Origin of the sequence: Candidatus Stoquefichus sp. SB1 (assembly GCF_001244545.1) — a bacterium.
In the GTDB taxonomy this organism is placed as follows: domain Bacteria; phylum Bacillota_I; class Bacilli_A; order Erysipelotrichales; family Coprobacillaceae; genus Stoquefichus.
This window is the reverse complement of sequence record NZ_LN852695.1, coordinates 807,985-820,717: the sequence shown is the minus strand read 5'-3', so window position 1 is coordinate 820,717 and position 12,733 is coordinate 807,985. Positions and strand designations below refer to the sequence as shown.

The 12,733-nt window shown below is 30.9% G+C and carries 14 protein-coding genes; 2 read left to right on the top strand and 12 right to left on the bottom strand.

Features of this window, described 5'->3' with window-relative positions:
- Positions 1–33: 33 nt before the first annotated feature.
- The 6 genes from BN1865_RS12000 to BN1865_RS11975 form a co-directional block, all read right to left on the bottom strand.
- Positions 34–894: a MurR/RpiR family transcriptional regulator gene (locus BN1865_RS12000; RefSeq protein ID WP_050637478.1), complete on the bottom strand. Its 861-nt coding sequence runs from the start codon at positions 892–894 to the stop codon at positions 34–36.
- An 89-nt stretch (positions 895–983) separates the two neighbouring features.
- Positions 984–1,256, bottom strand: a complete 273-nt coding sequence (locus BN1865_RS11995; protein ID WP_050637477.1) for a hypothetical protein — start codon at positions 1,254–1,256, stop codon at positions 984–986.
- A 14-nt stretch (positions 1,257–1,270) separates the two neighbouring features.
- Positions 1,271–2,611 (bottom strand): PTS sugar transporter subunit IIC, encoded by a 1,341-nt coding sequence (locus BN1865_RS11990; RefSeq protein WP_050637476.1) that lies wholly within the window; start codon positions 2,609–2,611, stop codon positions 1,271–1,273.
- Between the two features lie 175 nt (positions 2,612–2,786).
- Positions 2,787–3,560: a hypothetical protein gene (locus BN1865_RS11985; protein ID WP_050637475.1), complete on the bottom strand. Its 774-nt coding sequence runs from the start codon at positions 3,558–3,560 to the stop codon at positions 2,787–2,789.
- A gap of 101 nt (positions 3,561–3,661) precedes the next feature.
- The gene (locus tag BN1865_RS11980) at positions 3,662–5,098 is read right to left on the bottom strand and encodes a DEAD/DEAH box helicase (RefSeq protein WP_050637474.1); all 1,437 of its coding nucleotides are present in this window, start codon (positions 5,096–5,098) and stop codon (positions 3,662–3,664) included.
- 206 nt (positions 5,099–5,304) lie between these two features.
- A complete protein-coding gene (locus BN1865_RS11975) occupies positions 5,305–6,066 on the bottom strand; it encodes an SDR family oxidoreductase (RefSeq protein ID WP_050637473.1) in 762 nt (253 codons plus the stop codon).
- 125 nt (positions 6,067–6,191) lie between these two features.
- Here BN1865_RS11975 and BN1865_RS11970 point away from each other — a divergent pair, with 125 nt between their 5' ends.
- On the top strand, positions 6,192–6,773 hold the full coding sequence (locus BN1865_RS11970; RefSeq protein ID WP_050637472.1) for a TetR/AcrR family transcriptional regulator: 582 nt from the start codon (positions 6,192–6,194) through the stop codon (positions 6,771–6,773).
- A 154-nt stretch (positions 6,774–6,927) separates the two neighbouring features.
- Here BN1865_RS11970 and tpiA read toward each other — a convergent pair whose 3' ends face one another.
- The 3 genes from tpiA to BN1865_RS11955 form a co-directional block, all read right to left on the bottom strand.
- Positions 6,928–7,671, bottom strand: a complete 744-nt coding sequence (tpiA, locus tag BN1865_RS11965) for a triose-phosphate isomerase (RefSeq protein WP_050637471.1) — start codon at positions 7,669–7,671, stop codon at positions 6,928–6,930.
- Between the two features lie 15 nt (positions 7,672–7,686).
- Entirely contained in the window at positions 7,687–8,871 is a 1,185-nt protein-coding gene (locus tag BN1865_RS11960; protein ID WP_050637470.1) for a phosphoglycerate kinase, read from the bottom strand.
- A 177-nt stretch (positions 8,872–9,048) separates the two neighbouring features.
- On the bottom strand, positions 9,049–9,555 hold the full coding sequence (locus BN1865_RS11955) for a CarD family transcriptional regulator (protein WP_050637469.1): 507 nt from the start codon (positions 9,553–9,555) through the stop codon (positions 9,049–9,051).
- 220 nt (positions 9,556–9,775) lie between these two features.
- Between BN1865_RS11955 and BN1865_RS11950 the strand changes: the two genes are divergently transcribed.
- Positions 9,776–10,081, top strand: coding sequence for a rhodanese-like domain-containing protein (locus BN1865_RS11950; protein WP_050637468.1), 306 nt, complete (start codon positions 9,776–9,778; stop codon positions 10,079–10,081).
- Between the two features lie 56 nt (positions 10,082–10,137).
- On the opposite strand, the gene eno is transcribed toward BN1865_RS11950, so the two are convergent.
- The 3 genes from eno to BN1865_RS11935 form a co-directional block, all read right to left on the bottom strand.
- Entirely contained in the window at positions 10,138–11,427 is a 1,290-nt protein-coding gene (eno, locus tag BN1865_RS11945; protein WP_050637467.1) for a phosphopyruvate hydratase, read from the bottom strand.
- Positions 11,428–11,609: 182 nt separating this feature from the next.
- Entirely contained in the window at positions 11,610–11,879 is a 270-nt protein-coding gene (locus BN1865_RS11940) for a hypothetical protein (protein ID WP_050637466.1), read from the bottom strand.
- Between the two features lie 15 nt (positions 11,880–11,894).
- Entirely contained in the window at positions 11,895–12,731 is an 837-nt protein-coding gene (locus BN1865_RS11935; RefSeq protein ID WP_050637465.1) for a PTS system mannose/fructose/sorbose family transporter subunit IID, read from the bottom strand.
- Between the last annotated feature and the right edge of the window lie 2 nt (positions 12,732–12,733).

Sequence of the window (12,733 nt, the reverse complement as noted above, 5' to 3'; positions counted from 1 at the left end):
ATCATGAACTCATGATAAGTTATTTTGATATATTTATTTCACTTTTTCATTTTGCCATTCTGCTCTAGCATTAGCTAATTTTAAACTGACTTCACCAATGATATCCATATGATGTAACATCAAAGATGTTATACAAATATCTAAAACATATTGAACAGCAACTGTAAAAGTTGTTGTTGATAGTTCCAATTGATTTCTACCATCCATAATTTGAATATTCTCATCAGTGATATTGGCTAATCGCATATCACTATTACATGAAATAGAAACAGTTTTAATACCACTTTCTTTTAATCTTTTTGCAGCATCAATCACCATTGGATTCTTCCCAGTATGAGACAAAAGAATTGCTAATGTGGGTATCTTTTGATATTCCAAATACTTAATATGTTCCCAATGTGAAGCATTATAAACAAAGCAATCTTTATGGACTTTTTCAAATTGATAAGCCATCATTCTTGCTAAATCATAATTCACTCCATCACCATAAATCTCTATTCTTCTTGCCTGTTTCATTAAATTTGTAATTCTGATAATCGTATTTCTTGATAACACACTTTTTGTATAATCCATTGTTTTTAAATATACAAAAGGGAGAGTATTCATAATATCATCTATTGAAGATGATTCATCAAATGGTTTTGTCTTTACCATTTCTCTTTGTTTCATCATCACTGGAAATTCAGCTGCATAAATAAATTTAAGATCAGCAAAACCTTTCATTTCTAATTTTTTACATAATCGAATGACTGTTGATGATGAAGTATAACTTGCCTTTGCCAATTCATTAACATTCATATCAAGTAAATCTTTTGGATTATCTAAAATATATTCAACAACTGCTTTCTCTTGAGATGTTAAATTTTTAAGTGCACACATTTTATCAATAATCATAAAGCCACCCTCTTTCAACTTCAAGTATAACAACTTTTCTCAAGTATGTTTGATATTTTAATAAAATGAAAATAAGCCTGAAATCAGGCTTATAGTTTCATAGAAATAAGTGCAAGCATATAAATAACACATAACATTGTTTGACCAACACGTTCTGTGATGCAAAAAGGTGATTCTTTTTTCCAAATACGATAAAGGGCATAGGGAGGAAAAATAAGATTAAATATATATGTTAATATTTTATATTTTTCAAATGGTTTTATAGCATTTGGATCAGGTTTATTTAATTCTTCCTTCATCTTTAATATATTGATCTGTCTAGCTGTTAAACCTTCATATTTATCTTTCACTCTTTTTGACATAGTTATTGTTTCTCCTATTCTTCGATTTGAACTAATTTTTCTGCTTCATTTTTTGCTTGTTTATTTGTGACAAAGACAAATGGTAAATAAACAGCTATAGAAATCACGATACAAATAGCTTGAGTAATCACTGCCCCAATGCTTCCTCCTGAACCTAACCAGGCAATCAGTAATGGTGGAGTTGTCCATGGAACAGCATAAACCATTGTGCCACAAAAACCAATTGTTGTCATAATATAGGCAAATGATGCAGTTAAGATTGGTGTTAAAATAAAAGGAATCATAAACATTGGATTTAATACAATTGGCAATCCAAATGTCATTGTTTCATTAATATTAAATAATCCTGGAGCTAAAGATAACTTCGCAATCGCTTTATAATCATCACGCTTTGAGGCAAATAATAAAGCAATAACCAAACCAATAGTAATACCAGCACCACCCATTGTTGTAAAACAAGAAATAAATGTTTCATTTAAAATAAATTGAGGTGCTTGTCCATTTTGTACCGCATCAGTATTAGATACAACTGCTTCTAACATCGTTGCTTGATAAACAGGTTTTAAAACCTGTGTTCCATGAATACCAATAACCCAGAATACACATGATAATCCAAAGATCAATAAATATCCTGGTAAGCCTGTCAGAACCCCACGTAATGGTGTTTGAATACAAGCACTGATTGCATTGTATACAGAAATTCCAAAGACATTTTGGAATAATAAACCAAAACCAGAAATTAATAAAATTGTTAAAACACCTGGAAATAAAACATTAAATGATTGAGATACATTTGTTGGAACTGTATCAGGCATTTTAATACTTAACTTACCTGAATCAGCCATACGACAATAGATTTCTATAGAAACCATTGCAACAATCATACCTAAGAATAATCCTTGTGCATTTGTAAATTCTTTTGGTATCACATTCGCAACATTTACCAAATCTTCAACACCTTCAACAGTGACATTTGTGAATGTATCACATAAACTGATATATGATGCCAATGCAATAACAGGGACAACAATCTCTTTATGCTTTAATTGTTTTCCTAATTCAATCGCGATAAGAACAACTGTTCCAATAGTCAAGAAATTCAAAGTTGCATAATTTGCTGCTGTAAACATTCCAGTCAAACTCTCTAACCATGACATACCTGGTAATTTTGCTAAAGAAATACCAGTTGTTGTCGTTGAACATACAACATTTGAAAATAATGTACAAAATGCTCCTGTAATAATAATTGGAAGCAATGCAGTAAATGCATTTTTTATCGCCGACATATGTCTTTGATTACTGATTTTTGAAGCGACAATCAATAATTTTTCAGTAAGTTTATCACCTAAACTCATAAAAACTCTCCTCTCATTTGTTAATGTGAGTTTATTGTAAGGGTTTCCAAAATATTTTCATATGGCTTTTCTTTGTTTTGGATTTAAGATGTCAAATTATGTTGAATATCACTATTTATATTGAAAATTCATTCCAAAAATAAGCTCTTTTTTTCATATAATGAAAAAGAGAAGCCTAAGCTTCTCCATTAGCTGTTAAGTTTAATTTTTCTTTGACTTCCTGATTTGTTAATCCATCACAAGATTCAATTAATTCTATTTCTTTTTCAAAATCTTTTTGATTCTTACTATTAAAATCAGAATATGTAATGGTCTTTATATCACCTGTTGCTTTGGAAAATTGATCATCTGTATAATAAACAATATCTTCTTTAGTCATATAACCATCTTTACGGATTGTCATAGTATTTGATGCATAACGTGTTTCTGTTTCATCAACACCACCACCTGTATCCTCAGTCATCTTTAATTGAATGGTTAAAATGATTTGATCTCCTTCATCTTTTCTTTCTACATTGTAAACTTCATAAGCTTTATCAGCTAAATAATCTACATGTATTTGATTTACAATATTAGAATAATCATTGATAATATCACATTTATATGTATTATCATTACCTAAATAAAGTGAATAGAAATTTTTACCCTGAGTAATTGTATAAAACAATGTATCATATGATTCTTCTTCAAAGATAGATTTAGATACAAAACAAAGTTGTCCATCTATTTTATAAGTTTCATTATTCACAATATTACCATTTTCATCAGTAAGACTCTTCACATAAGAAACATCATTATTCATCTTCTTAATCACTTCAGCTAGAGTTTCTTTACCATTTAGGTTTTCATAAAGTTCTTTTGAAGATGTTGATCCTGCTGTTTTATCTGAAGTTCCACAACCAACTAACATCATAGCGCACAAACATGCTATTATTCCTTTCAATTTCATATTTGTCCCTCCGTTTATAAACATATAGTATACATTTTAAAAATTAATGTCAACAAAACAATTCTTAAGAATTTCTTAATATAGACTATCAATTCTTTTTTCTATTCATTATGGGCAATTTCTACTCTCATTGTTCTGCCTTTAATAAGCGTTTGATTAAGTCTTTGAGCAACAGTTTTACCCTTACCATTTAAAATACTCACATAACTGCATGTATCCTGAACTTGAATGACACCAATATCATCACCATCTAAATCATCAAGAGCACATATTGCACCAACTAAGTTTCCAGCAGCTATTTTCTTTCTTTTTCCTACATTAAAATAAAGTTTTGTTATATCTTTTTTTAATTCATTATTCTTTTTCGTCTTACGAACAATCTTCTTTTTAAGCTCACTTAATGACTGATGATTCACAACTGTTTGTAAGATTGTTTCATTATCTCTTATCTCAAATGATGAATTTGTATAATCTTCTATACGCATGCGACGTTTATGGTCATTTTGAGTGATGAATGAAATCGCAGTTCCTGTTTTATTATTTCTTGCTGTTCTACCAATTCTATGAACATAATTTTGTGGTTCCATGGGTAAATCATAGTTTATGACATGAGAAATATTTTCAATGTCAATCCCCCTTGCAGCTACATCAGTTGCTACTAAAAATTGAACTTTCCCTAATCGGAAATCTTCCATATTCAAAAGACGCTCAGACTGTAACATGCCACCATGAATTCTATGTACAGAAACTCTATTTTTAATAAGCATATTATAAACTGTATCGACTTTTTCCTGCGTTTCACAAAAAATAATGGCACTTGCTGGTTTTTCATGCACAATTAATTTGAATAAAAAATCGTTCTTCATAGCTCCTGATATTTCATATGCATAGGCCTCAATTTGCTGATCAACAATTTGTGATTGTTTGACATGAACTTGTAAAGGTTCCTGCATAAACCTTTCTGTGAGTTCCTGAATCTTTTCAGGTAAGGTTGCTGAAAAAAGACACGTTGTTCTTTTCACAGGTAATTGTTCAATAATGTCTTCAACTGTTTCAATAAACCCCATATTCAACATTTCATCTGCTTCATCTAAAACTAAATATTTTAAACAACTTGCATCAAATGTACCTCTTTTTAAATGATCCAACAAACGTCCTGGTGTTGCCACAACAACATGTGTTTTTTGTTTTAAATCCTGTATTTGAAATTTATATGGCTGTTTTCCAAAAATAGCTAAAGTTTTTATTTTCTTATAAGTTCCAATATTATCAAAATCTTCTTTAACTTGTATTGCCAACTCTCTAGTAGGTGTTAAAACCAAAACTTGTGGTTTGTTTTCTTCAAAAACAACCGCATCTATAAGCGGAATTGCAAAAGCTGCCGTTTTCCCACTTCCAGTTTTTGCTTTCACAATAACATCATGTTCTTGTTTTAATTCAGGAATGACAATTGATTGTACTTCAGTTGTCTCACTATATCCTAACTTATCAAGCGCTTCTTTTATTCTTCTATCAATATTCAATTCTGTAAATTTCATAATTATCCTCGTTTCTACTTCCCTAGTATCCACGAATTCAATGAAACATGCAAGAACTATTTTATAAACTGATGTTTTATATGCTTCTTTCGATGTGTTTTATCCTCTATATATAATAAATTCATTATTGACAACTTTTACATCTTTGATTTCATTATATATGAAAAGGCATAGATGTAAAATCTATACCCTATTGAATCATAAACTTAATAAGATGCTAATCCATTATCAACCGCAAGTTCTGCTCCAGTAATTGTTTTGGACTCATCTGATGCCAAAAAGATAATAGCATTAGCAATATCTTCTGGTTCTGAATAGTGAGGATATAAAGGACAAAATGGTTTACTACTCTCCATACAATTTGGATCCATTTCAAGATACGCTTTCAACATATCTGTCATAATTGACCCCGGATGGATTGAATTCACTCTAATTCTTTTTGACGCTAATGCATGAGCACTATGTTTAGTCAAAAGTCTTTCTCCACCTTTTGCAGTATTATAGGCAGCATCATTTCCGGTTCTTGGACCTCCAACCAATCCAGCCCCAGAAGAAATATTCACAATTGAACTGTGTCCTTCAGTTCCCATCACACTTGAACATGTCTTTATCCCAAGAAAAGCACCTGTTGCACTTACACTCATAACTTTGTTCCATTCTTCAAGTGATTCTTCCATAACATTTTTACCAACAATAAATCCCGCATTATTAACTAATACATCTAATTTACCAAATCTCTCAATTGTTGCATCTACAATTCTTTTCCAGTCATCTTCGCTAGATACATCATGTTTAAACCATATAAGATGTTCTTCACCTAACTTTTTCATATTCTCATCTAATTTTTCATAATTAATATCTGTTCCAACTACAAATGCACCTTCTTTTAAAAACATTTTAACTGTTGCTAAACCAACTCCTTGTGCTGCTCCTGTAATAATTGCAACTTTGTTACTTAATCTGTTCATATTTTCCTCCTTTATCTCTTTATAAATTCATTCTAAAATATGAGCAATATTTTTTCAATTTGCAATATTTATCAATTCGTCATATAATATACATAACGTCCTATAATTGTGAGGTATCTAACAAAATGAACAAAAATGATTTACGTTTTATCAAGACTGAAAAAATAATAAAACAAACATTTCTTGATTTAATCAATGAAAAAGATTATCAAAAAGTTACAATTTCAGAAATTTGTAAAAATGCTTTAATTAGTAGAAATACTTTTTATATCCACTATCAAACTATTGATGACTTAATTAACAGTATTTATCAAGATATTGAAGCTGATTTTCAAAACACACCACCTGATATCAATGATATCAGAAAATGTACACAATGGTATATTCAGGTTGTGAATCAAAACAGATTGATTATTTCAACTCTTTTAAAATGTCCATCCCTTCGATTTAAAGAAATTCTTTTTCAATCTGTTATCAGAGAACCTATGTCATCTGTTATTCAAGATTTTGATATTCTTTGTCAAGATATTAAAGTTAAATTAAACATATCTTATATGATTGATGCTATGATCAGTTATACAAAATGCTGGTTAGATAACTATGATAAAATATCAATACAAGATGTCTGCGAAGATCTTTATCTTTTATGTGATCAGCCAACTGAATTATTCTATCATAAAATAAAATATCATAATAAAAAGTCATAACTCCTATTCAATAATAAGGAAGTCTTATAATCATTGCATTAATCAATGAAATAACGACTTCCTTTCTCTTTCTTTTATTATCAGATAAATTCATGATTCAAATTTCTCTATATTAAAAAAAGACCCATAATATAATTATGAGTCTCATTCATTATTAATCTAATGCAGCAATCATAGCTTTGTAAGAATCTTCTACTAAAGAAGCTCCACCAACTAATGCTCCATCAATATCAGGTTGTTCTAATAATTCTTTTAATCCTTCTGGTTTTACAGATCCACCATATTGGATTCTCACTTTATCAGCAACATCTTGACCATATAATTCAGCAACAACGCTTCTAATATATGCACAAACATCTTGAGCAATTTCATTAGTTGCAGTTTTTCCTGTACCAATAGCCCATACTGGTTCATAAGCAATAACAACTCTTCCAGCACAAGCAGGACATACATCTTTAAATGCAGCAACTGTTTGTGTTTTCACAACATCTTTTGTTGTTCCTGCTTCATATTCTTCTAAAGTTTCACCAACACATACGATTGGAGTCATATCGTTATGTAAAACTTGTAACATTTTTGCATTAACTGTTTCATCAGTTTCACCAAAATATTGTCTTCTTTCAGAATGTCCTAAGATAACCCATTCAATTCCAATTTCTTTCAACATTTCTACACTGATTTCTCCAGTATAAGCACCGTTATCTTTAAAGTGACAGTTTTCAGCAGCCACAATTAAATTCTTAGCATTTTCTTTAGCAGTTTGTAATGCTAAATATGGAGTTGCAATTCCCCAATCAGCAGTATCTTTCACTGCTCCATCAACTGCTTCAACAAAAGCTTTTGTTTCAGCAATTGTTTTATTCATTTTCCAGTTTCCTACGATAATTGGTTTTCTCATTTTCATTCTCCCTAATTATTTATCATCAATAGCAGCAATACCAGGTAATACTTTACCTTCCATGTATTCTAATGAAGCTCCACCACCAGTAGAAATGTGAGAAACTTTATCAGCATATCCTAATTGCATAACAGCAGCAGCACTATCTCCACCACCGATAATAGTATTTGCATCATCTAAAGAAGCTAATGCTTCACATACAGCAATTGTTCCTTTAGCAAATGGTTCCATTTCAAATACACCCATTGGTCCATTCCAGATCACTGTTTTTGCACCTTCCAAAGCTTTTTTGATATTTTCAACAGATTTAGGTCCAATGTCTAATCCCATATATCCATCAGGTACATCTTCACCACATTCTTTAATATCTCCAGAATCTGCAAAAGCATTGTTGATAACAGAGTCAACAGGTAAGATTAATTTATCTCCACCTTTAGCAATAATTTCTTTAGCAACTTCAACACGATCATCTTCAACTAAAGAATTACCAATACTGTGCCCCATTGCTTTCATGAAAGTATAAGTCATACCTCCACCAACAATAACTTTATCAGCGATTTTTAACAAGTTTTCAATAACTAAAATCTTATCAGAAACTTTAGCTCCACCTAAGATTGCAACCATAGGTCTTTCTGGATTACTAACAGCTTTTCCAATATAAGCAATTTCTTTTTCTACTAAGAAACCAGCTGCTGATGGTAAATGAGCAGGGATTCCAGCTGTAGAAGCATGTGCTCTATGTACAGAACCAAATGCATCTTCAACAAATACATCACCTAATGATGCCCAATATTTTCCAAGTTCTGGATCATTTTTGCTTTCTCCAGCTTCATAACGTGTATTTTGTACTAAGATCACTTGACCATTGTTTGCTTCTTTAACAGCATTTTCAAGTTCTTCACCTCTTGTACAATTTACAAATTTAACATCTACTCCTAATAATTCAGATAATCTAGGTGCAACAACAGACAAATCATTTTTAGCTTTGTCTTCTTCTGTTTTTACTTTTCCTAAATGTGAGAATAATACAATTGCTTTAGGTCCATGTTCTAATAAATATTTTAGAGTAGGTAAAGCAGCAACGATTCTATTATCGTTTGTAATTTCTCCTGTTTCTTTGTTTCTAGGTACGTTGAAGTCTACACGAACTAAGACAGTTTTTCCAGCGACTTCAATATCTTTGATTGTTTTTTTATCCATTTTCGTCAACCCTCCATGAATGAATTATAACATTGTTGCAGTTAATTTTCAATTATTTATTAAGATATGTGAACCAATTCTCAAGCAAAGATTAAGCTAAATTTTTTTAATATAATAATTCAACAAAATAGACTATAAATCCACGTATTTCCAAAAGAAAAAGGTACAAATTTGTACCTACGAAACCATTTCTATCTGTTCAATAATAAATGGAACAACCTCTTCTTCTTTAATATTTAAAACATACTTAAATTCATCATATAAGATTTTCTCAGCATCCTGTAAAAACTTTTCATCAGTTGCATGAAATTTTTTACCATTCTCTACTAATGATTCACGATGCTTATATAAAGTTTTAATTAAACTAATGAGTTCATTTCGATTACCATTTTTAATAATTTCTTTATATTTTTCTTTTCGTCGATTATCATTATCTATCCATATGAGTTCCATTTCTGGCATAGTTTGAATCAAAGCTTTGACTTCATCTAATGACAAGATTTTTTTCATCTTACTCGTTAATTCTTCATTATTAACAGGTACAAAGACTGTAGAACCTTCACTATAAACGGGTTTAAGAATATAGTAATCAATCATATTTCCTCCAAACTCTCTTGAAGTCATACCGACAATACGACAAACCCCTTGTGAACCATATAAAATCATATCATTTTCCTTATACATATATCAAATCTCCTTTCTTACTTCACCAAAACAAAGCAACGTGTCACAAGCTTCAACTGATTGAGCAAGCAACACGTTGATTTCTTATATATTATACCACTTTTTCATGAAAAAAGTCAGAAGTTTTTTACAAACAACTTCTTTATATCATATGCACACCCAAGACAAATAGACCTATCTCTTTTTCTTTTTAAACATATAGTATAAAAAGGAGGACATTATGAACTATGCCATTGACCCACAAGCAATATATCAGCTTATAAATAGTGATGCTATTTTTATTGATATTCGCGATCAATTCCAATTTGATAAACTGCATATTAAAAATTTCATTCATGTATCCTATCATGACTTTATGAACTTTATTTCAACAATAGATAAGAATAAATCTATCTATATGATTTGTTATAGTGGTGGACTTGCCAAAAAACTTACTTATCAATTAAGGAACTTAGGTTATAAAGCTTACTATTTTGAAGGTGGATTTCAAGCCTTTTTAAATCCCCCTTCAAAAATCTATTTTTAATAATGTATGCAATTTTGTAAAAGAAAAATCATCACTTCATCAAGTGATGATTTTCATTACTTCTTTAACTGATAGAAAGCTGAAATTCCAGCATATTGAGATTGTGATGATAATTCATCTTCAATACGTAATAATTGATTGTATTTAGCAATACGATCTGTACGAGAAGCTGAACCTGTTTTAATTTGGCCAGCATTAGTCGCAACTGCAATATCAGCAATTGTTGTATCTTCAGTTTCACCTGAACGATGTGAAATAACAGCTGTATAATTAGCTTTTTGTGCCATTTCGATAGCTTCTAATGTTTCTGTTAAAGTTCCAATTTGATTGACTTTAATCAAAATAGAATTGGCTACACCTTTATCAATACCTTGTTGTAAACGTTTTGTATTCGTAACAAAGAAATCATCACCTACTAATTGTACACGACTTCCTAATTGTTGTGTTAAATAAGCCCAACCTTCCCAGTCATCTTGATCTAAACCATCTTCAATTGTAATGATTGGATACTTATCACATAACTCTACATAAAAATCTACTAATTCTTGAGAAGTAAATGACTTGTTGTTTTCACCAGGTAAAGTATAGACACCATCTTTATAAAACTCACTACTTGCAACATCCATTCCAATTTTCACATCTTGATTTGGAATATATCCAGCACTTTCAATAGCCTCTAAGATTGTTTGAATAGCTTCTTCATTAGATGCGAGATTTGGTGCAAATCCACCTTCATCTCCAACTGCTGTATTTAAACCTTTTGCTTTTAAGACTTTCTTTAAAGCATGGAAGATTTCAGCACCCATCCTGATTGCTTCCTTAAATGTTGATGCGCTCACTGGTAAAATCATAAACTCTTGAAAATCAACGTTATTATCAGCATGTGCTCCACCATTAATAATGTTCATCATTGGAGTTGGCAATACATGGGCATTTGCTCCTCCAATATACTTATAAAGTGGTAATCCTAAACCATTTGCTGCACATCTTGCAACTGCCAAAGATACTCCTAAAATAGCATTTGCACCTAGACGTCCTTTATTTTCAGTACCATCTAATTCAATCATTAACTGATCGATTTTTCTTTGATCAGTTACTTCTTGACCAATCACAACTTTTGATATTTCATCATTAACATTTTGAACTGCCTGCAAAACGCCTAATCCTAAATATCTTTTTTCATCTTTATCTCTTAATTCCACTGCTTCATGAACACCAGTTGATGCACCACTAGGGACAATGGCTCTACCAAAGGCTCCACTTTCACTTTTAACCTCTACTTCAACAGTAGGGTTACCACGAGAATCCAATACTTCTCTTGCATACACGCTTGTAATCTTATTCATCATTTGTCCTCCTTTAGAGTTTTCCCCCTGTTTTGGTTGGTTAACAGGGCAAAATCACTTATACAAAAGAGTTAGTCTTAACTAACCAACTATAAGATATCACATCTTATTTATTTAAACAAGCAATGTGCATTTTTATTTAAAAAAACCTGTTAATAAATGAATACTAACAGGTCTCTATCTCACTCTTTTACTTGATCTATGATCTTATTAAGATTTGCTTTACCATTTTTAAAGCCAAGTCCAACTAGAAAACAACCAATTATACTTAATATCATCAATAAATAACCTATGATTTTTAAAATGGGATGAATAGACGCTCCAAGAATAATAAGAACTAAGGATATTGAGGAAAAAATAAATAAATTTCTTAACCATCTTTGAAGATTTTTTAACATTTGTGTTTGATATTGAATCTCTTGAATATATGATTGTTTTAATTTGGCTTCCATGATAAACCTCCTTTCCTAATAAGCTAATCCTGGATTGAAGAATCCAACCAAAACACCAACAAATGCAATAATAACTAATAAAAGCATGACTTTAATTGGTGACATTTTTCTCTTAGATAAGAGATACCAACATAATAAAACAAATGCTGCTGTTAAAAATCCAGGATAGACACTATTTAATGTATTTTGTAAATCTAAATATGGTTTTTCTGCTCCTTTAGCAATCATAGTAAATGATGTCTGAACATTTACCCATGTTGCAGCGACTGCTCCAATAACAATTCCACCAAGCATTGTAATTGATTCTCTTAAAGCTTCTCCTTGTGAACCAACTAAGAACTCTACAGCTTTTCCACCTAATTCATAACCTTTAAAATATAAGAATTTCATTCCAAAATAAGCAAATAGATTCCAAACAATAATATAGAAGATTGCACCAAGTGGTGAACCCCCTGAAGACATTCCCATTGCCACGCCTAATAAAATCGGAATAACTGTTCCAACAACCAATGAATCACCAATTCCAGCTAATGGTCCCATTAATCCGGCACGTAAACCATTGATTGTTTCATCATCAACATCTTCTGCTCCATTTGCACGTGCCTCTTCTAGACCAGCAGTCATTCCTACAATAACTGATCCAACCTGTGGTTCAGTATTAAAGAAAGCTGTATAGGTTTTCATGGATCTTGCCTGTTCTTCTTTTGTCTTATACAATTCTTCAACAATTGGTAACATTGAACATAAATAACCAAATGTTTGCATATGTTCTTGAGAAAAACATGTTAGATTTCCATAATACCAATTATGAAATGACTTTGTCAGCGTCTTTTTTGTTAATTTCTTATCCATTT